General features: G+C 40.3%; 24 protein-coding genes. 5 read left to right on the top strand and 19 right to left on the bottom strand.

Translation table 11 applies throughout. The annotated features are described in order from the left end of the window. Positions 1–29: 29 nt before the first annotated feature. Positions 30–815, bottom strand: a complete 786-nt coding sequence (locus HUU49_02075; protein NUM25392.1) for a WecB/TagA/CpsF family glycosyltransferase — start codon at positions 813–815, stop codon at positions 30–32. Further along, positions 802–1371, bottom strand: coding sequence for an RNA 2',3'-cyclic phosphodiesterase (gene thpR / locus HUU49_02070; GenBank protein NUM25391.1), 570 nt, complete (start codon positions 1369–1371; stop codon positions 802–804). The genes HUU49_02075 and thpR overlap by 14 nt, the downstream gene beginning before the upstream one ends. A gap of 80 nt (positions 1372–1451) precedes the next feature. On the opposite strand from thpR, the gene HUU49_02065 reads away from it, so the two are divergent. Both HUU49_02065 and amrB read left to right on the top strand, forming a co-directional pair. Continuing rightward, on the top strand, positions 1452–2789 hold the full coding sequence (locus HUU49_02065; protein ID NUM25390.1) for a hypothetical protein: 1338 nt from the start codon (positions 1452–1454) through the stop codon (positions 2787–2789). A gap of 10 nt (positions 2790–2799) precedes the next feature. Beyond that, positions 2800–3597, top strand: a complete 798-nt coding sequence (gene amrB / locus HUU49_02060) for an AmmeMemoRadiSam system protein B (GenBank protein NUM25389.1) — start codon at positions 2800–2802, stop codon at positions 3595–3597. 3 nt (positions 3598–3600) lie between these two features. On the opposite strand, the gene HUU49_02055 is transcribed toward amrB, so the two are convergent. From HUU49_02055 to HUU49_02045, 3 genes are all read right to left on the bottom strand, one after another. Further along, positions 3601–3909 (bottom strand): hypothetical protein, encoded by a 309-nt coding sequence (locus HUU49_02055; GenBank protein ID NUM25388.1) that lies wholly within the window; start codon positions 3907–3909, stop codon positions 3601–3603. A gap of 75 nt (positions 3910–3984) precedes the next feature. After that, positions 3985–4167: a hypothetical protein gene (locus HUU49_02050; GenBank protein NUM25387.1), complete on the bottom strand. Its 183-nt coding sequence runs from the start codon at positions 4165–4167 to the stop codon at positions 3985–3987. Between the two features lie 9 nt (positions 4168–4176). Beyond that, the gene (locus tag HUU49_02045) at positions 4177–4386 is read right to left on the bottom strand and encodes a hypothetical protein (protein NUM25386.1); all 210 of its coding nucleotides are present in this window, start codon (positions 4384–4386) and stop codon (positions 4177–4179) included. A 227-nt stretch (positions 4387–4613) separates the two neighbouring features. Here HUU49_02045 and HUU49_02040 point away from each other — a divergent pair, with 227 nt between their 5' ends. From HUU49_02040 to HUU49_02030, 3 genes are read left to right on the top strand one after another with little or no spacing between them, the layout of a single operon-like run. Further along, a complete protein-coding gene (locus HUU49_02040; GenBank protein ID NUM25385.1) occupies positions 4614–4751 on the top strand; it encodes a hypothetical protein in 138 nt (45 codons plus the stop codon). A gap of 27 nt (positions 4752–4778) precedes the next feature. Next, positions 4779–5297: a peptide deformylase gene (gene def / locus HUU49_02035; protein ID NUM25384.1), complete on the top strand. Its 519-nt coding sequence runs from the start codon at positions 4779–4781 to the stop codon at positions 5295–5297. Beyond that, the gene (locus HUU49_02030; GenBank protein ID NUM25383.1) at positions 5287–6228 is read left to right on the top strand and encodes a methionyl-tRNA formyltransferase; all 942 of its coding nucleotides are present in this window, start codon (positions 5287–5289) and stop codon (positions 6226–6228) included. Before def ends, HUU49_02030 begins: the two co-directional genes overlap by 11 nt. On the opposite strand, the gene HUU49_02025 is transcribed toward HUU49_02030, so the two are convergent. The 14 genes from HUU49_02025 to HUU49_01960 form a co-directional block, all read right to left on the bottom strand. Further along, complete coding sequence (locus tag HUU49_02025; protein ID NUM25382.1) at positions 6225–8201, bottom strand: O-antigen ligase family protein; 1977 nt, start codon at positions 8199–8201, stop codon at positions 6225–6227. The two genes, HUU49_02030 and HUU49_02025, sit on opposite strands and share 4 nt — an antisense overlap. A 314-nt stretch (positions 8202–8515) precedes the next feature. Continuing rightward, positions 8516–9298, bottom strand: a complete 783-nt coding sequence (locus HUU49_02020) for a glycosyltransferase family 2 protein (GenBank protein NUM25381.1) — start codon at positions 9296–9298, stop codon at positions 8516–8518. A gap of 12 nt (positions 9299–9310) precedes the next feature. After that, positions 9311–9988: an rRNA pseudouridine synthase gene (locus HUU49_02015; protein ID NUM25380.1), complete on the bottom strand. Its 678-nt coding sequence runs from the start codon at positions 9986–9988 to the stop codon at positions 9311–9313. Continuing rightward, positions 9985–10470, bottom strand: coding sequence for an NUDIX domain-containing protein (locus HUU49_02010; GenBank protein NUM25379.1), 486 nt, complete (start codon positions 10468–10470; stop codon positions 9985–9987). Before HUU49_02010 ends, HUU49_02015 begins: the two co-directional genes overlap by 4 nt. Next, on the bottom strand, positions 10467–11144 hold the full coding sequence (locus HUU49_02005; protein ID NUM25378.1) for a glycosyltransferase family 2 protein: 678 nt from the start codon (positions 11142–11144) through the stop codon (positions 10467–10469). Before HUU49_02005 ends, HUU49_02010 begins: the two co-directional genes overlap by 4 nt. A gap of 5 nt (positions 11145–11149) precedes the next feature. Further along, a complete protein-coding gene (locus tag HUU49_02000; protein NUM25377.1) occupies positions 11150–12340 on the bottom strand; it encodes a glycosyltransferase family 4 protein in 1191 nt (396 codons plus the stop codon). Next, the gene (locus tag HUU49_01995) at positions 12333–13772 is read right to left on the bottom strand and encodes a flippase (GenBank protein NUM25376.1); all 1440 of its coding nucleotides are present in this window, start codon (positions 13770–13772) and stop codon (positions 12333–12335) included. The genes HUU49_02000 and HUU49_01995 overlap by 8 nt, the downstream gene beginning before the upstream one ends. Before the next feature lie 67 nt (positions 13773–13839). Beyond that, the gene (locus HUU49_01990; GenBank protein NUM25375.1) at positions 13840–15375 is read right to left on the bottom strand and encodes a UbiA family prenyltransferase; all 1536 of its coding nucleotides are present in this window, start codon (positions 15373–15375) and stop codon (positions 13840–13842) included. A 79-nt stretch (positions 15376–15454) separates the two neighbouring features. Then, the gene (gene bcp / locus HUU49_01985; protein NUM25374.1) at positions 15455–15922 is read right to left on the bottom strand and encodes a thioredoxin-dependent thiol peroxidase; all 468 of its coding nucleotides are present in this window, start codon (positions 15920–15922) and stop codon (positions 15455–15457) included. Positions 15923–15939: 17 nt separating this feature from the next. After that, positions 15940–17304: an NAD-dependent succinate-semialdehyde dehydrogenase gene (locus HUU49_01980; protein ID NUM25373.1), complete on the bottom strand. Its 1365-nt coding sequence runs from the start codon at positions 17302–17304 to the stop codon at positions 15940–15942. A gap of 4 nt (positions 17305–17308) precedes the next feature. Beyond that, a complete protein-coding gene (locus HUU49_01975) occupies positions 17309–18949 on the bottom strand; it encodes an acetolactate synthase large subunit (GenBank protein NUM25372.1) in 1641 nt (546 codons plus the stop codon). Positions 18950–18958: 9 nt separating this feature from the next. Continuing rightward, positions 18959–19576, bottom strand: a complete 618-nt coding sequence (locus HUU49_01970; GenBank protein NUM25371.1) for a superoxide dismutase — start codon at positions 19574–19576, stop codon at positions 18959–18961. 26 nt (positions 19577–19602) lie between these two features. After that, on the bottom strand, positions 19603–19848 hold the full coding sequence (locus tag HUU49_01965; GenBank protein NUM25370.1) for a glutaredoxin family protein: 246 nt from the start codon (positions 19846–19848) through the stop codon (positions 19603–19605). Positions 19849–20006: 158 nt separating this feature from the next. Then, a complete protein-coding gene (locus HUU49_01960) occupies positions 20007–20312 on the bottom strand; it encodes a winged helix-turn-helix transcriptional regulator (GenBank protein NUM25369.1) in 306 nt (101 codons plus the stop codon). Between the last annotated feature and the right edge of the window lie 34 nt (positions 20313–20346).

The following is a 20346-nucleotide window of genomic DNA, read 5'->3' as shown; positions in this document are numbered from 1 at the left end:
AGGCCAAATAGCTTAAAACAGGCCTAATTTTAAGGCTTATCGGGAGTTGAGATATCGTTATTTTCTTTTCGAAAAAAGTCTAAAAATTTTTTTTTGATCAGCAAAAAGGTAAAAACTATTGTGGCGTTAAAAATTCTTTTAAAGCGCTGCGGTTGAGTGACCAGACGAAAGAGCCATTCCAGTCCAAGGCGCCTTAAAAATAGCGGCGCTCGTACGACTTCGCCGGAGATATAATCAAAGGCGCCGCCAACGCCAATTGCCACTTTAACATTTTTTAATCTATCTAAATGGTAAAAGATCCATTTTTCTTGTTTGACGTGGCCCAGCGCCACAAATAAAATTTTTGCTTGGCTGGCGTTAATTTTATTAACAATGTCAAAATTAATTTCTTTGGGGTCGTTAATCTCTCCCCCGCTTTCGGCGCCGGCAATGGTTAAATTTTTAAAATTTTCTTGTAGGACAGTTCCGGCGCGACGTGCAACAGTTCCTTTAGCGCCAAGTAAATAAACTGAACAATTAATTTGTTCAGCTAATTCGCACACCGCCCAGACCAAATCAACACCGGTGACCCGCTGAAGTCTTTTGCCTGAAAATTTTGCCGCCTTTACCAAACCGATGCCGTCAGCAACGGCGATGTCGGCATAGTTTAAAATTTCTTTAAAATGTCCATCGGTTTGACTGGCAACAATAAACTCGGGATTTGGTGTGACAACATAGTGCTGTTGATCTGAATCTAAAAAGCGTTTTATTTTTTCTAAAACTTCTTGCAGTGATAAATTATCAATTTTGATTCCCAGAATTTCAATTTTGTCCATGATTAGAAAAACTAAATGATTCAAGCACGGTATACTGCGCACCGTATGACGTTAAGTTACTTTCCATTAAGGTAATGTGAGTAGCTGGAATTTCAATTATTGGCGGAAAAGCATTTTGTGTTTTAAAAACAGTCGGACTGTTAATTCGTGCAAGTGTTAGATGAGGCTGCCAAGCGCGATGGTCGACATCAATACCCGCTTGTTCAAGCGTAAATCCTAATTTTTTTTGTAGGCTGGAGATACTTGATTTAGGCTTTTCCATAATTGACAAATAAACAACTTTTGGTGATTGCAAATTAGGAAATGCATCAATATCGCCAGTGATAATAGTTGATGGTGAATGACTGCTGGCAATGTCGCGCATAACTTTTTTTATAGTTGAAATTTCCTCGGCGCCACGATCACCTAAAAAATGTAAGGTCAGGTGTAGGCTATCTGCCTTCACGTAACGAATTTGTTGCTGAGGGTTTATTTTTTTTAGTTTTTTTAATAACTGACCAAGCTCATCTTTCGTTTCGGTCGGTAGATTGATAGCAATAAAAACTCGTTTTTTCATAGTTATATTTTAGCAAAATTTTGGCTTTCAAGCCAGTTTTTCACTATGAGAATGATCATGATTTATGCTATAATAAAAAGATGAAAAGAGCAGTATTGCTACTCATAATTTTAGAGTTAATTATTTTCCCAATCGCCGCCCAGGCCGAGATTTTTTTTAATCCCAGTTTTGTTATTAGTGATGAGGAAATGACTGACCACTTATCTTTAAATCTCGCTGAAATTCAGCAATTTCTTGAGGAAAAAGGCAGTTCTCTTGCCTGGCGTTCTTTTCCCGATTATTTAGGGGTGAATCGTCCTGCTGCCGAGATCATCTGGCAGGCGGCGATTGAAAGTAAAATTAGCCCTAAGGTTTTGTTGGTGACATTGCAAAAAGAGCAAAGTTTGATTGGCGATTCATCGCCGAGCCAAAATCAACTTGATAAGGCGATGGGATATCGTTGTCCGGATAGCGGTTCGTGCAGTCCAAAAGCTTTAGGTTTTGGCAAGCAGGTTGACGGTGCTGCCTGGCAGTTTAGACAATATATGGATAATCCCGGTGACTGGCATTATCAAGCTGGCAACGACTACGCCATCGACGGTTGGTTGGTGACGCCGCTGACGAAAGCAACCGCGGGATTGTACAACTATACCCCGCACTATTCCGGCAACAATCGGTTTTGGCAATTATGGCAAAATTATTGGGGCCGCGATTTTCCGGATGGCTCACTGGTTAAAACTAATGACAGTCCGGCAGTGTGGCTGATTCAGTACGGTACCAGGCGTTTAATTACTTCCTGGGGAGCCTTGCTTTCGCGGTTTGATCCCAAAAAAATATTAACCATTAGCAAGCTTGATCTTGAAAAGTACGAAATTGGCCCGAGTATTCAATTTCATAACTATTCCCTACTCCAGGATCCGGACGGTAAAGTGTATTTATTAGTTGACGATGAACTTCGGCACATCACCTCGCCGGAAGTTTTTCGGGTAATTGGTTTTAATCCAGAAGAAATTGAAGTGGTAGAATTTTCTGACTTAGCCGGGTATAAATACGGAAAAGATATTACGGTAGAAACAGCCTATCCGACCGGAGCACTGCTTCAGGATAATAAAACAGGGGGCGTTTATTTTGTTGAGGCTGGATTAAAACATCCGATTTACGCTCGTGAAATTATGGAATCACGGTTTCCAAAAAAAGTTTTAACACAGGTGGCGCCAGAAATTCTTGATCAATATCAAACTGGCGACCCGGTTAAATTCCGTGATGGCGAGTTGATTCAGGCCCAGGGAGATTCGAAAGTGTATGTTGTCGCCGGAGGTTATCGGCGGTGGGTTAAAACTGAGGCGGCATTTGCCAAATTTAGCTATAAATGGGATAATATTATTACTACCTCTGCTCAAGCCTTGACTGTTCATCCGTTAGGCGAAGATGTAGAATAAATTTATATATATGCCAATCGTTTTTGCGGCGATTACTCCTCATCCGCCGGTATTAATACCAAAAATCGGCAAGGATAATCTCAAAAAATTAAAGAAAACTGAAGAAGCAATGAAAAGCTTGGAGCAGCAGTTGTATGCGGCAAAACCGGAAAGTATTTTGATTGTTTCTCCGCACGGCCAGGTTTTTGACGAGTCTTTTAATATTAATTTTAGCGCTGAGTATAAGTCTAATTTTAAAGATTTTGGTGATTTTGAGCTGGAGCTTTCCTTTAAAAGCGACTATATGTCAATTCAGGAAATTCGCGCCGCCGATGAAAGTAATCAGGAAGCGCCGGTAGTCATGACTAGCCCCGAGGAGCTTGATTACGGTTTTTCAGTGCCGCTTTATTTTTTAACTCAGCATTTGAAGAACATTCCGATTATCCCTATCACCCACTCCGGGCTTGACTATCAGCAGCATTTTAAATTTGGCAATTTTTTGTATCGCGAACTTTCACGAATTAATAAGCGATTTGCAGTGATTGCTTCTGCCGACCTTGCCCACACGCTGACTAAAGACGCTCCGGGCGGTTATTCGGAAAAAGCCAAGGAGTTTGATCAAAAGGTGGTGACGGCTATTAAGAAAAAAGATTTTGCTGCTCTGCAAAAAATCAGTCCGGCTGAAGCCGCCGAAGTTAAAGAGGATGGTTTACGGTCTTTGATTATTTTGAGCGGAGTTTTGGAGTCTCTCAATATTGAGCCAGAAATTCTGTCGTATGAAGGGCCTTTTGGCGTTGGATATTTGGTGAGCAATTTTAAACTGCTTTAAAAATTATTTATTTTTTGGTGAATTTTTCGGCTCAAAGGCCGTTTTTTTGTTTTGAATAGTACCAATAATTTTGAAGAAGTATTTCCAGTTTTCGCCATCTTTAACTAATTCTTTGGTGTCATTTAAAGCCTTTTCAACCATCGGTCGCGGCAGCTCCTTACAGACTTTAAAAACGGAGTTACGCTTAAAACTGGGAATGCCTAGTTCGTCAATAATGCGTAATGCTAAATCTTGCCAGGGGTGTGCCGGCGGTTTAAGAGCCTGTTTATTTTTTAGAATGTCTTTAAAATTGACTGGTCCGTCGTTAATCATATTGTTATTATTGTATCAAAAAATTGTTAAATAAAAAATCCGCCCACGAGCAATTGCGCGGCGGACAGACAAAGATCATAGTTCGTGGCCGTCCAGGCTGGTTTCAGGTCGGTTGGGAAATTCATCTTCCTCAATTTGAGTGAAGACAAGAAGTAGTTCAAGTAGGATTTCGCCGGTAAACCGGATTAATTTGATTGCCAAGGCAATCAAGAGTAGTCCGCCGACTACCGCGATTAGGATGATTAAAGTCCAATGCATGGTTTGTTCCTAATCCCAGCCTTCGGGGCGGGGTTTTTCCTCGGTTAACTCAGAATAAAAGATCAACGTGATGATAAAAGGCATAAGGTGAACGTTCTTGCAATATGCCCAAATCCCCGATTCACACGGCGGAATGTAGCCAGAGATGACAACTCCGGCGAAAAGATAGAGCAGATAAACTGCCGCTAATCCAACGATCGCTTCGTGATACCATTCCATGGTGGCTTTCCTCCGGGTAAATGTCTGTGTCCAGCTAGATTATAGGGTAGATGATTTATTTTTTTAAGTCAATTTATCCACACCATGGCAGAAAATTAATAAAATTGTTGGTTTGACAGCATTATTACTTAGCTGTATAATATAGTTTTCCTGTTGATACTTTCTCCCAGTTGCTTGGGGGATTTTCATTTCTTGAACAAAAATTAATAAATCAAAATCAAAAAATCATGCAGAAGGATTTCGACTCAGTAGTCGAAGAATTAAAATTTTATTTAACACTGCAACTTGAGGCCTATCATCAAAGCGATATGGACCGCTATAGTTCGCTGGAGAAAAAAATACTTGATTTAGAGAAAAAAATATGATAATGTGCTATACTGTTAGATAGTAGTATGGCGAAAGTTTTACCCATAAAAATTTACCCTTGCCCGGTTTTACGCCAAAAGGCGCGGGAATTGAAAACCGAAGAGCTGCAATCTCAGGAGATTAAGCAGCTTATTTTGAATATGGAAGCAACAATGAAAGCCCGTGACGGCATTGGCTTAGCTGCACCGCAGGTTGGCCAAAGCTTGCGAATAATTGTTATTAGTACTCAGGACGGTACGATCGCTTTAGTTAATCCAAAAATTTTACGCAAAAGCTGGAAAAAAGAAATTTTGGAAGAAGGCTGCCTAAGTTTGCCGAATATCTTTGGAATGGTAAAGCGCCCGCAAACAATAAAATTGATCGCTTTCAATAAGGATGGCAAAAAAGTAAAGTTTGAGGCCGTTGGCTATTTCGCCCGGGTGATCCAGCATGAGATTGACCATCTTGATGGTGTTTTATTTATTGACAAGACTAACGATATTACTCAGGGACAAAAAGAGTTAGATCGTCTGAAATCGTTGCCACTTGGTGACTATGAATACTAAGAAGCCAGATCTTATTTTTTTAGGGACGCCGGAATTTGCTTTGCCGGCTCTTAAGGCATTGGTTGAAAACGATTTTAAGCCGAAGCTGGTTATCACTCAGCCAGATCAGCCTCTCGGCCGCCATCAGAAGTTATCCAGCTCGCCGGTTAAGGTAGTGGCAGAAAAATATGGCATCAGGGTTATCCAGCCAAAGAATAAAAAAGAACTTGCACAGATTTTTGCGAAAGAAAGTTGCCAAGTAGCAGTAGTTGTTGCTTACGGTATGATTATTCCCGATGAAATTTTAAAAAAGCCAGCATATGGTTTTTTGAATATTCATCCTTCTTTATTGCCAAAATATCGTGGATCCTCGCCGATTCAGGCTGCACTGTTGCATGGTGATCTGCAAACAGGAGTGACAATTATTAAACTAACTCAGAGGGTTGACGCCGGACCGATTATTGGCCGTCAGACATTTGACATCGGTTCTAGAAACGCCGCCAAACTTCATGACGCATTGGCACAGCTTGGCGGTGAGCTGCTGGTTTCGGTTTTGCCAAATTATTTGGCCGGGAAAGCCGAGCTGATTGATCAAGACGATTCCCAGGCAACCTATACCAGCTTAATTCGGCGCGAAGATGGGCTGGTTGACTGGAACAAGACTCCCCTTGAAATATTTAACCAATTTCGGGCTTTTACTCCTTGGCCGGGGGTATTTACCTATTTTGATAATAAACGCCTTAAAATCTTAAATTTAAGCGTTTTAGAGGGTGATTTAAGCAAAGATTTGTCTAATGGCACTGTTTTTTTAACGCCTAAAAAGAAACTCGCGGTTAAATGTGACAACGGGGCTATTACTCTAATAACGGTTCAACTGGAGGGGAAAAAAGGCGTTTTGGCTCCGGAGTTTTTGAAAGGGTATCCCGAAATTGTTGGTAAGAGGTTGGGCTAGATTTTTTCTAAAATTTTGATAATTTTTTCATACTGCGGCCGGGCAATTTCCCGGGCTTTTTTAGAAGTGATGCGCTGGTACATCCAATCAATCTTTCCTTTAACTTTTTCTTTGCCCAGTTTATTAATCATCTTTAGGTGAAGCGCCGCGTTATTCTCCAAATAGCTGATGCTATCAGCATCTTTCAGTAGGTCGGCTTCAGGTGTACCACCAATTTCGTGAAGTCTGATCAGTTCGTTAATTTTGGTGATGGCGGTTGGCTCATATTTTCCTTCCAAAAATTTACTGATAATACCCGCTCCTGTTTCGGCATGATGTTTAAGAAACTCAGGGTTGTTAAAAGCAATGTTTTTAAAAGTCTCTTCGCTGTTTTTATTCCGAAAGGCCCTTTCGATATCATGAGCATAGGCAGCAATCTGGCCAGCTTCGTCATAGTTGGGATTTAATTTTTTAAACCAATATTCAGTTCTTTTGAAATGGGTATTTTGTTTTTGGTAATGGCTTTGGGCAAATGATTGATGGACAAACTGTTTGATTTTTTCCAGCATTGAGACCTGATTAAAGATTGCTGATAATAATAATAAGTAGCCAATACCGAGCGGATGGTTAAGATAAGGCGAAAAAATATTAGTGGCAAGCACGGCAACTAAACCCGTTAATAAACCAATATTCGTTGGACTCGGGTTTTTGAGACCAGAAACGATAATGGTATAGACTAAAAAGAAATAGACAAGTAATCCTAAAATTCCTAGTTTTAAGACAGTGTCTAAGTATCCCCACTCAAAGGCATAGGTGGTGTAGATGCCGCCCGGATTTGATGCGACAATCCGCGGGTCAGTACTTTGATAGGTTAATTCCTTACCGAAACCATAACCAACAATGGATTGCTGAGAAATATTGTATAAAAGAGGTTCAAGTTGGTTGAGGCGGCTGTTGCCGGCCGCATCGGTTGACAGGTGCCTAAAACGATCGGAAATCGGATTACTGGAAAAATTGTTGGTCAGGACTTGAATTAATAGTATCTGTGACGCAACAGTGGCGATGATGGCGATAATCAAAATAGTAATTTTTTTAAACGACTTTTCCGACCGCCACCAAAGGTATCCGATTAGAACTATGATTGCTGACGCTGCTCCTATCCAAAAACTGCGCGATTGGCTGATAATTAAAGTTAGTGACATTAGGTAAATATAGATTAGTAAAAGAATGTCTTCTTTTGACCGACTGATTTTCTTTTGCAGCACCAGCGTTAATGCAATGAACAGGCCGATTAAAACGTAGAGCTGTGATTGAAAAAAGACTCTAAATAATGTTCCGGAAATATAGGTAATCTCCCCTACGCCGGTGTCGCGAATCCATTTATAGAACGGGTCGCCAAGTTCCGTTAAGCCGTGTGAAAAAAACACTAGTGTCAGTATCGTTTTTACGGCCAGCAGGCTGGTGGCGGCAAAAATAATTCTGATGGCACCCCTGGTGGTATCGGGCCTGTTGAGAGCGTCGATAAAAATGAAAAGTAACGCAAAAAATATCCAGGCGTTGAAATCAAAAATAACACTGCTGGTTTGGTTATGCAAAAAACCGTTTATGATGCCGTAGCAGATAGTTAGGGCCAGCAGGCTATATGGTATGAGAAATTTTTTGTTAAGGGTAAACCCAATTTTTTTATTTTTTATTTTTATGGCAGTCCAGACTGAAAATAATATCAGGAATAACGCCATGCGAATGGATATGGCGCTGCTGTTCAGGCCGAAACTAAAAAGGTAACCCTTGCCGCCAATACAGAGTTCGGCGAGTATGAGATAAATTCCATATTCCAATTTTTTGAAGCTAACAACGGCCGCGGCGATGATAATGATAAAAAATCCAACCAGGTTGAGTGGTTGGTATAGTTGGCCAAGAAATGACATTATTTCGGTAGCTAACAGTAAACCGACGATAACAATAAAAGTTTTTTCAAAAAGATTTTCGTTCATATTGGCAATTTTATTCTAGCCCAGCAGGCTTAAAAAGACAAATAAAAATGGGCCCTGCGTCAAGTGACACAGGAGCCCGTACAAACTGCAATGTGAACCGATGTTCACCTCCTTTCCTGGGGATTAGATCGGATCACCTCCTTCCCGTACATGCCCAACAAGTTGTCGGACGCATGAGCCTACCCTCCTTGGCTGGTTGACGATCGGCCTGATCGTCGGTTAGGGTAACTCACGGGGTAAAGTTACAGTTTGATTTTATCCTCTTTTTGTTGATATTGTCAAAAAACGCCCCATCTGCGGGGCGTTTTTGGTTGTTAGCGTAGACCGTGTTTGCGGAAGTAATAAATGGCGCTTTGAAAGAATATTTTTTGTTTTTTCCAGGTTCCGACCTGGCGAAAACTTTGTCCGCCGTAATGAATCAGTTCAGCGTCTGGTGTGTACCAGACTTCCCAGCCGGCATCTTTAGAGCGTTTGCAGAGATCAACTTCTTCAAACCAGATAAAAAATCTCTCATCAAGCAAACCGATTTCTTCAATGGTCTGCCGACGAATCATCATGCATGAGCCCGCAACCTGATCAATTGGTTGGGAAATTTTATAATTAAAGTCCTCGGCAAAATAGTAGTAGATTGGAGGAATGTTTGGAAAAATTTTGTACAATTTAGTCAGAATAAAAAATATTGCCCAGAATGCCGGAAAACGCCTGACTGACGGCTGGAGCGTCCAGTCAGGGTTGAGATGCTTGCAACCCAGAATGCCAATCTGTGGTCTGATTTTTATAAAATTAAGCATTTTGTTGAGTGTGTCTTTAATGACTTCAGTATCGGGATTCAGCAATAAGATATAATCTCCTTGGCTACGCAAGATGCCTTGGTTATTGGCGGCGGCAAAACCGAGATTATTACTGTTAGTTATCAGTCGAACATCCGGAAATTCTGTTTTGAGCATTTCAACAGTCCCGTCTTTGGAGGCGTTATCAACAACAATAATTTCAACCGCCAGCTTGTTTCGGTATTTTTCAATTGACTGGAGACATTTCTTGAGCAAATCTTTAACGTTCCAGCTGACAATAATGATTGATAATTCCGGGTTGTTCATAATGGTACTTTTTTAGCCGACATCTTCTTTGTGGATATTTTTACTTTGGCCGATTTTTAAATCCCCCAGCTCCAAATTGCCGATCCTGACTCTTTTTAATTTTATAACAGTATATCCAAGTTTTCCAAGCATCCGTCTGATTTGCCGGTTAATGCCTTCCTGTAGGATAAATTTGGCACTTTTATTACGAATATCGTTAACTTTAACTGAACGTAAGCGTTTGCCGTCAATTACCATTCCCCGCTGGATTTTCTTAACGTCTTCTTCCTTTAGATCTCGGTCGAGGGTGACAAAATATTCTTTTTCACTGCCGTAGCGCGGATGGGTAAGGCGATTTGCAAATTCACCGTCGTTGGTTAGGATGATTAAACCGCTGGAATCTTTATCGAGTCGACCGACCGGAAAAATTCGTTGTTTTGATTTAACTAAGCTAAGTACGGTTTCGCCCTGTTCGTCGCTGGTGCTGCAAATGTAGCCAACCGGCTTATGAAGCGCAATATAAATTTTATCCTGCGGCAGAGTGATTTTTTTGTTTTGAAATTCTACAACATCAAGATTTTCGTCAATACTTGTTCCTAATTTAGTAATAACTTTGCCGTTAATTTTAATTTTACCTTCACTAATTAATTCTTCGGCGGCCCGTCTGGAAGCCACTCCCGCGCTCGCCAAGAATTTTTGTAATCTCATCATATGTTAGTGTTCCAATCAAAATAATTTTTTAGCACATCCCATAGTAATGGGGTAAATAATTGTTCAATGTGATTTGGCTGCAAGTCGGTCCATTGGTAGTCTGAATGTTCATCCGATATTTCTATTTCTCCCGAAAGATATTCTGCCTCAAACAGAACAAAGAATCGGCTTCTGGTTTCTCCTGGCTTAATTTCAATGAAATCGGGTATGATCGCCTGGCCGAGAGAAACGGGGTCTGGCCTTAGTTTGTAAGTGATTAATGGCCCCAACTCTTCTTTGACTTCCCGGTCAACAAGCTGATGAAAAGGAAGGTTGAGTTCGTCTCGATTGATCCGTCCTCCGGGTAAATCAAATTTTTCCATTCCGGCAACCCGATCGGTTTTAGCAACATTTAAAAGTAGGTACTGATTATTTTTTTTAAGTAAAATTTTTAATGATACTTGAAAATTTTCCGGATCTTGGCTCTTTTCTTTTTCAATCATAGGTTATGTTTTTTCTGGATTATTTTTTTCGCGGCTTGATAGGCGTTAACCTTTTTTAAGAATGGAAAACGGTATATGAATTTCGGCAGCCAGGAGCTCATTGTCCCGCCGGAAGCAACCTCAAATAAAACTTGAGGAATAAAGTGTCCGACGTACCCCCGTTTGTACATGGTTAACCATAAATCCCAGTCCTGGAATCGTTTTAGTTTTTCGTCAAAGCCGGGAAAATGTTCGCGACGAATAAGCGACGTGGTGTGGATGTACGGCATTTGTCGTAATTTTTCGCCGTCAAAAGGAAACAGTTTAAAATTTTTGAAGCCAAATTTAAATGAGCTATATGCGTACGAAGCGTTTTGGTTGACCTTGAGCGTTTTAATCATTGTTTCAAGCATTTTTGGATACATAATAATATCGGCGTCGCAAAAAATGATAAATGGTGAACGGCTAATTTTTGCACCTTGGTTTCGGGCGTGAGCCGCACCTTTATTTTGTTGATTAATGATAGTTATTTTGTTCCGATATTGTTCTAATTCAGCCAGACTGCCGTCAGTTGAACCATCGTTAACGGCAATAATCTCAAAATTTTTAAATGTTTGATTTAAAATACTTTTCAGACAATTTGGTAGAGTTTTTTGGGCATTATATACCGGGATAACAATGCTGATTTCAGCCATAGTGTTTAGCTTAATAAATCTTTTATTTTTTTAGTCTGAGTTTGCCAATCAAAATCCCGCAATGCGCGTTCCATACCCTGGAGCCCTAGCCGTTCGGCTAGGGCCGGATCGGTGAGTAATTTTATTACCGAGCGGCTTACTTCTTCTTCACTTGTTGGGTTGACAAGTATGCCGGTTTGACCGTCAACAATTGCTTCGCCAACTCCCCCGCTACGTCCGCCGATGACCGGTTTGCCAAACAGATTGGCTTCAATGAAAACAATGCCAAAGCCTTCAACGTCATAGCCGTTGATCCGGCGCGATGGCATGATAAAGACGTCAGCCAGCTGATAGTAAGCGGGCAAGATGCTGTTTGCCACGCGATCAACAAACTGGACATAGTGGCCCAGTCGAAGCTGATGTACTAAGTTGACCAGTTGAGTTTTTCGTGGACCGTCGCCCACGATAAGATAGGTAATATTTGGGATTTTTTTTATGATTGCCGGCAATGATTTAATAACAACGTCATGCCCTTTTCGTTCGACTAGCCGGCCAACCGTTAAAAGAATTTTTTTGTTTTCCAGTTGGTGTTTTTTGATTAGTGCTGCAATTTCGGAGTCGGCGACATGATGATTTTTAATGTTTGCTCCCGGATAAACGACGGTAACTTGGCCATTGTTAGCTCCTAATTTTAACAGTTCATCTTTGGTGAAGTGACTGTTGGCGACAATACCTGACGATTCTTTAATAATATTTTTTAATATTGTCTTTTTGCGCATGAATTTTTGCGGCAATAAAATATCAAGACCGTGAGCATAAAAGATATAAGGGATTTTTAGTCTTTTTTTGAGCACCAACGCCAAGGTTCCGATCGGTAATACTTGACCGACTTGAATAAGCTTGATTTGGTGGGTTTTCACAATTTCATTAAGATTTTTTATCAGTGAAAGCCAACGGACAGTCGCGGCGATTTTTATTATCCCTCCGAGCCCGGCTGGCATTTTTTGCGGAAATTGGTTTAGCAATTTTTTTCTGATAATGGTGAAATGTTGCTTCTGGTCAAAGTTGTTAGCGTCTGGATGGTCGGGGGCTAAGACAACAATTTTATCGGGGGGCAAATTTTTGCAAACATTATAATAAAAAGTAGCAACGCCGCCGACATTGTTTGGCGGGAAATCCAAAGTTACTAGTAAGCTTTTTTTGATTTCATTAGCCATTGCGAAAACCTTTGTTAAAAATTTCATTTAGTTCTTTGATTTGTATCCCCCTTAGCATCAGTAGTACGCCAAAGTATGTCAGCGCACCCAGCGGAATAATAACCAGCAGATTAAAATATGATTTGATAGCGATAACCAAAATAATCATCAGAGCGGCGGCTAATGATGATTTGAAAATGGTCTTTAGTAATTTTTTTGTTTCCAAAACGATGGTTTGTTTTACCCAAATTAAGTCAAGAAATAGTAAAATAAAGTTGGTAATTAAAAAAGTTACTCCGGCGCCAAAATAACTGAGCTTGGGAATTAAGATGAGATTAAGAGTAACGGCCAAAAAGGTAATAATGCCCCGGTTGATGGTGGTGTTTTTTTGTCGATCGCAGGCGTTTAATAAATAACCAGTGGGAAACGCCAGAAATATAAAAGGAATGGCTAACGTCATAACATAAAAAGTCGGAACCACGGCAGTATATTCCGGCCAAACTGTTTGGGTAACTTCCGGAATGGTTGCCATTAATCCGGCAGTAAGCGGCAAACTAATGATTGTTAGGTAGTTAAAGGCCTTAGTAAAAGTTTTTTCAAGTAATGGTTTAGAGTTTTTGTGATAATAACTAAACGCTGGAAAGATTACGGCTGCAAAGGCAGCCGGGATAATTTGTTGTAAGGCATATACCACCTTGGCCGGGACGGCAAAGAATCCAACCGCTTCATCTGAGTCAAGGTAACTAAGCAAAACTGAATCTGAGGTGTTGTAAATTTTGACAAAAATTCCGGCAATGGCAAAAGCCGGGACAATTTTAAGAAAGTGAATAGCGATAGTCTTGTCAAACCGTGGTCGAATTGAAAATTTAAGTTTGAATTTAAGTAATGCTAGAGAAACTAAAAAGTTAAAAATACTGGCAACCAGTAAGGCAATAATTAAATCTTTGACTTGGCCGGAGGTTTTAAGGGCAATGACGCCAAGAGTAAAGATAATTATTTGTACGGCAACGGTTGTGAGGCTTTCATATTTTAAGACCTGGCGGGCACGAAAGATAACCCAAAAACTCAAAGAGAACGAGTCAAGCGTCATAATGAAACTGGCCAGGTAGACCAAAAGTCGGACGTCGTCTGGTTTGTTTGAAATATTGATGACAAGCCATGCTGCGGCTAGGGTGATGATTGTTAGCGGCAGCTTAATACCTAAGACATTTTGGAGATATTGATTGGCTGACTGCTTATCCTTTGAGGCTTCTCGAGTTAAGATTGGCGATAGGCCAAGGTCAATGAAAATTGAAAACAAGGTGGTAAAAGACAGGGCAAAGACATATTGGCCTAACTGTTCAGCGAATAAAGCATTTGAAATAAGCCAAAAATAAACAAAAGCCAGAATTTTCTGGATAGTTAAGGCAATGGTATAGTACGTAGTGTTCTTGGTTAAACTGGCGTTTGACATGAATATATTATACTGAAAAATTAGCAATAAAAAAAGGCTGCCAGCCCTTGATTTATATTTTTTGCGCTTAGAAGATATTTAAAATTGCAAACAAGAAGACCGTTATAACGCAGGTTCCGATAATATAACTGTCTTGGTATTTTTTTTGATTGACAAAATAAAATTGTAGCAATCCGAGTGGTATGAATAAAAAATTCCAAAAATTTCCTAAATTATAATACGGTAGTAATACATATAATATGGTGTAGAAAAATACGAAGGAGAATCCAATGATTATTTTTGTTAATTTTAATCCTAGGACGGTTGGTAGGGTTTTAATGTTATTCTTTCTATCCCCTTCGTAATCTTTGATATCAATAAAATTAGCTAATATGGTTATACCAATAAGCAATGTCGGAAATAAGATGCCCGGGAAACTCTTGATAGTTTTGGTGATAGTGAAAAAACCTAATAAAACCAGCACTAAGGAATTTAACGCAATTATCAGCTTTGATAAAACTATAACCCGCTTCAGCCTAATTGGTGGCATGGAATAAATAAAATAACTAGAAATAAATAAAATAACTAGAAATAGGGTGTCCGGTCCAACGGCAGTTGAACATATTATTGCCCAGACTAAAAGTAGGGTGGAAATTTTTTTGTAATCTTCAATAGCGATTGTGCGGCGAACTAGCGGTCGATTTTTGTTTGAAATTTTGTCAATATGATAATCAGCGATATTATTAGTGGTTACTGAAAACAACCAGGCGGCGGTTATTGCCATGGCAGTGAATAAAAAGTCAAATAAATTCTGCGCCGTTATGGGAAGTGTTGCCGTTGATTTTGCCACAATTATTCCGCAGAAAAACATTCCTAAATAGTATGAGAGTCGCAAATATCTGGCATCTTTTGCAATAGTGATAAAGTTTTTTTTGTCTATTAAATATAAAATAATTATTCCGCAGAAAAACATCATCAGGAATAAGAAAGATAATATTTCCCATGCATCGACGGAGTAGTCATAGTTGATGCCTAGCAATAGAAAAATTCCTTTTAAGATGAAAGGAATCGCAAAAAAACCAAAAATTATGATATAAACTATGAAGGCGTTGGCGATACTTCTAAAGACGCCATGTTTTTTTGCCAAAAAGTACAAAAAAGTTAACACCAGAATAATAAAGATTTCAGTTTTAATACCTAAGGACACTCCCCGTTCTTCAAAATGTCCAAAAAATGTAAAAAATCGCAATATGATATGATCATGAAATTCTGGTAACAGATAGGTCATGGCGAATCCCCTCCCTCCGGTAGCAATTAAATCTATTATTGGTGGTAGTGGCAGGATCGAAAAACCAATCAAAACTATTTTAATACTTTTAACAATTGATTCTCTTGTTAAAATATAAAAAGTTAAAATTAATAGTGTGGCAAGTGAAATAAATCCTATATAGAAATGAAAAAAAACTACAGCCGTATTAAGCTCTATTTTGGTAGAGAAGAGCTCTAAAAAATTTCTTATAGTGATGATTGATAAAAAGGTAAAAATAAAATACCCTAGATGGATATTGGAGTTCTCAATCAAGTCAACTATTCTTCTAAATTTATTGAATAATTTTTCAATCATAGGGCAGTTATTTCATTATACCAAAAAATTAAATAAAAATAATCCGCGACAATACCGGCGCGGATTATTTGGCAAATTTTTAGCTTAAGGCTTTAAGGTCGTCAATTACCTCTTTGGCATGAAGTGGCGGTTTGACATTTTCATAAATTTTGACGATTGTGCCTTTAGGATCAATAAGAAATGAAGTTCTTTTAATGCCCATAAAGGTTTTTCCCATAAAACTTTTTTTGCCGTAGACGCCATAAGCTGTAATAATTTTTTTCTCTTCATCAGATAGAATGGTAAACGGTAGTTTATATTTAACGGCAAATTTTTTATGGCTGGCGACTGAATCGGCGCTGATGCCAACCACATTTGCTTTTAACTCACCAAATGCCGGAAAATTATCTTTAATGGTGCAGGCTTCTTTAGTACAGCCGGGAGTGTCGTCTTTGGGATAAAAATAGATCAGTAGCCAGCCGCCGGCGTATTGGCTAAGTTTATGAAGTGTGCCATTTTGATCCGGCAATAAGAAAGCTGGAGCCTTTTGGCCAATTTTTAGTTTCATATTTTTTGGCTGTTTTATTATTTAATCCAGACCGATTTTATATTAACAAATTCTTTGATGCCGTGGTGTGATAATTCACGACCAAAACCAGAACGCTTTTCACCGCCAAATGGCAAGCGTGGATCGGATTTTACCAGACCGTTAACAAAGACAGCGCCGGCGTCAATTTGCGGAATAAGCTGTTTGGCACGGCTGATGTTACTTGTCCAGATTGAGGCACCTAAACCAAAATGGGTATCGTTTGCAACCTGAACGGCTTCAGCCTCGTCTTTAACGACAATAACTGATGCAACCGGTCCAAAAAATTCTTCGTGGTAGGCTGGCATGCCCGGTGCGACCTCAGTCAGAATGGTTGGCTGTAAGAAGTAGCCGGTGTTTCCTACCCGCTTTCCGCCAGTTAGAATTTTGGCGCCGGCGGCAACTGATTTTTTGATTTGATTTTCTAGTTCTTCCAGAGCCTGCTTGTTGACAACCGGGCCGATATCGGTTGTTTCAGCCATTGGGTCGCCAATTTTTAACGCTTCGAACTTTTCTTTAAATAATTTTTTGAATTCTTCAGCAACGCTTGAAACCACAATGAACCGTTTAGCGGCGATGCAGCTTTGTCCGTTATTGATATTGCGGGCGGTAACGGCGACTGAACAGGCATTTGCTATGTCCGCATCTTCCAGGACGATAAAGGGATCGCTGCCCCCAAGTTCTAAGACAGACTTTTTAATTTCTGAAGCGGCCAAAGCTGCAACTTTAGCGCCAGCATGTTCACTGCCGGTTAAAGTGACCGCCTTAACCCTTGGATCGCGAATGATTGTTTCAACCTTTCCGGAACTAATGGCAAGATTTTGAAATACCCCAACCGGAATGCCGGCACGCAAAAAAATTTCTTCAATTTTTTTAGCCGCCAGCTGAACATTGGAGGCATGCTTGAGCAGTCCGACATTTCCGGCCATAAGAGCCGGGGCGGCAAAACGAATAACCTGCCAAAACGGGAAATTCCATGGCATAATTGCAAGCACAATACCGATCGGATCGTATCGAACCAGACTTTCGCTGGCATCGGTGGTAATTTTTTCCGGAGTTAAAAATTTAGGTGCTTCTTTAGCATAATATTCGCAAACCCAAGCACACTTTTCGACTTCGGCTATGGCTTGTTTGATAGGTTTGCCCATTTCTTTGGTCATAATTTCGCCAATCGTCTGGGCTTCGGATCTTAAAATTTTAGCTACCTCATTAATTAATTTTGCCCGGTCTTCAAATGTTGTGGTCCTCCATTTGGCAAAAGTATGATCCGCCAAAGTAATTTTTTCTTTAATCTGTTCATTGGTTAATTCTTCGGTTTTGGAAAAAATTTCTTCTGTAGCCGGGTTAATTGATTGTAGAGCCATATAATTATAGATTACAGGTTTTTTTAGCTAATTCTTCGGTTAGAATTTTGTGGTTATACGAGTAATCAACCGGCACTTCAATAACGTGAACGCCTGGAGTATTAAGGCATTGATCAATGGTATTTTTTAATGAGTGGTTGTTTTCAATTCGGTGACCGCTGGCACCGTAGCTTTGAGCATAGGCAACAAAATCGGGATTATGGTAGCTCAAGCCAAAATCTTGAAATTTCATCGCCTGTTGTTTCCATTTTATCATTCCAAACCCGTTGTCGTTAATAATAACAATCGTTATATTAAGTCCCAGCCGGACAGCTGTTTCTAATTCTTGAGAATTCATCATAAAACCACCGTCGCCAACAACGGCTAACACCTTTTTTCTTGGATGTACAATTTTTGCGGCGATTGCCGATGGCAGTCCAGCCCCCATTGTGGCAAGGGCGTTATCAAGCAGTAAGGTATTTGGTTGATATGTTTGGTACTGCCGGGCAAACCACACTTTATACATTCCGTTATCAAGCGCCACGATACCATCGTCGGGCATAGCCTGACGGATTTGTTCGACGATCGATTGAGGACTTAACGGAAAATTCTTCTGTTCTGATGCAATTTTCATTTGTTCGGCGCACAGAGTTTTGACTTTTTGGTAGTAATCAAAATTCCAATTAATCGACGGGAGCTGCTCTTTTATTTGCCAAACGGCGTTGGCAATATCTCCAACCACCTCAAGTTGCGGGAAATAAATTTGATCGATTTCCGCCGGAAAAAAATTGATATGTATGACTTTTTGTTTTTTATCCGGGGCCATAATAAACGGCGGCTTTTCAATGATATCGTGGCCGACGTTGATAATCAGATCGGCCCGATCAAGCGCACAGTGAACATAATCGTTGGCCGATAGTGCGGCTGTGCCCAGATATTTTTCGTGGCGTTCATCGATTACTCCTTTGCCCATTTGGGTGTCAATAAAGTAAATGCCGGTTTTGTCTATGAATTCTTGGAGCATTTTAGCAGTCTGTTTACGGTTGGCAGCGGCGCCAATAACCAACAGTGGTAGTTTTGCTGACTTGATCATTTCAACAGCGAGGCTGATTGCCTTGCTGTCGGCGACGGGCCGTCGGACTTGGGTGACTGCGAAAAGTTTTTCGGTCACCTTTTCAGCGGCAACATCTTCGGGCAATTCCAGGTGGACCGCACCCGGTCGCTCGCTCTCGGCTTTTTTGAATGCTTCGCGAACCAGCGCAGGGATGCTTTCACTATAGACGATCTGTTTGGAAAATTTGGTAACCGGTTTCATAATTTGTACCGTATCAATCATTTGAAATTTTCCCTGCTTACTACGTTTAACCGGTTTTTGTCCAGTCAATAGAAACAACGGCATGCCGCCAAGATTGGCGTACGCTGCCGCAGTAATTAAATTTGTGGCACCCGGTCCAAGCGTTGAAAGTGCAACGCCGGGTACGCCAGTCAGCCGGCCGACGGTGGCGGCCATAAAACCGGCGGCTTGTTCGTGGCGAGTGACAATCAATTTGATTTTTGAATCTCTCAGGGAATCAATCAAATCCAAATTTTCTTCACCTGGAACGCCAAAAATATGGGTTACTCCCTCATTTTCGAGCGCTTGAACGAGTAGGTCAGAAGCTTTCATAGAAGTTATTTATTTCTTGGCGGCGCGATAGTTATTATTGACTTCGTCCCAGTTGATAATATTAAAGAAGGCTTCAATATAATCCGGACGCTTGTTTTGATATTTGAGATAATAGGCATGTTCCCAGATATCAAGTGCCAGAATTGGCATTTTGCCATCTGACAGTGGCGAGTTTTGGTTGGCAGTAGCAGTTATTTCAAGTGCTCCGGCCTGATTAACAACAAGCCAGGCCCAGCCGCTACCGAATTGGTTGAGGGCAGCTTTACTGAATTGTTCTTTAAAAGCATCAAAACTGCCGAATTGGGTAGTGATGGCTTCTTTAATTTCGCCGGTGATAGCAGTATCTTTTTTAAGAATATTCCAAAACAGCGAATGGTTAATGTGTCCCCCGCCATGATTTTGAACAGCGGTTTTGATTTCAGCTGGTAGTGATTCCAAATTACTGATTAACTCTTCGGGAGATTTCATTTTAAGTTCTTCATGTCCGGTTAGCGCCGCGTTGAGCTTGTCAACATACGTTTGGTGATGTTTGTCGTGATGCAGCTGCATTGTTTGCTGGTCGATAAATGGTTCCAACGCATCATAACTGTATGGTAATGCAGGCAGTTTGTATCCGCTATTGTTCATAATGTACTCCTTTCATTGATTATTTTTTATTTGATGTCCAACAACTGGGAGAGTCGTGGCCGGTCAAATCCAATAATAATTTCCTCTTTGCCATCTTTTTCTACGGTAATAACCGGAACGCCGAGCTGGCCGGATTTTTGAACCATGGTCCGGGCTGCCGCCTGATCAGCAGCAACATTGATTTCCTGATAGTTGATGTTATTACTGGTAAAAAACTCCTTTGCCATTTTGCAGTAGACGCAAGTCGGAGTGGTGTAAATTGTTAGGTTGATCATATTTATTCACTAATTTATGAACAGCAGGCACAGTTTTCATGTTGCTGCTTGGTAGTCTCAGCCTGATTTTCGGCTTTGGTAGTTTTTTTGTGGTCATGATTATGGCCGCAAGAGCAATGATCGCACATATGTTTTTCCTTTCTTTAAAATTATTTTTATTCAATAATGAGTTCAAGGTTTTTGTCTGTCAGACAGTAGCAGACTGTCTTTCCCGTTTTTGATCCTTTGACAATGCCGCAATTTTCCAGCAATTTTAACTGATGTGAAACCGCACTGACAGTAACATTAATTATTTTTGCCAAATCGCTAACACAAAGCTCTTCGTGTTTTTTTAGCAATAACAGGATTTTCAGGCGAGTCGGGTCTGACGACAAATAATGCAGATTACATCGGTTTTTAATCTGTCGATCATTTTTGGCTAGAATATTCTTGTTTTTTTGAATCTCCTGATTATTAAGCATTGTAATTGATTTATTATTTGAGCAAGTATTCAAA

It is taken from the genome of Candidatus Buchananbacteria bacterium, assembly GCA_013359225.1.
In the GTDB taxonomy this organism is placed as follows: domain Bacteria; phylum Patescibacteriota; class Patescibacteriia; order Buchananbacterales; family UBA6539; genus JABWCG01.
The sequence above is the reverse complement of the archived record's forward strand: the minus strand, read 5'-3'. Positions and strand labels throughout refer to the sequence as shown.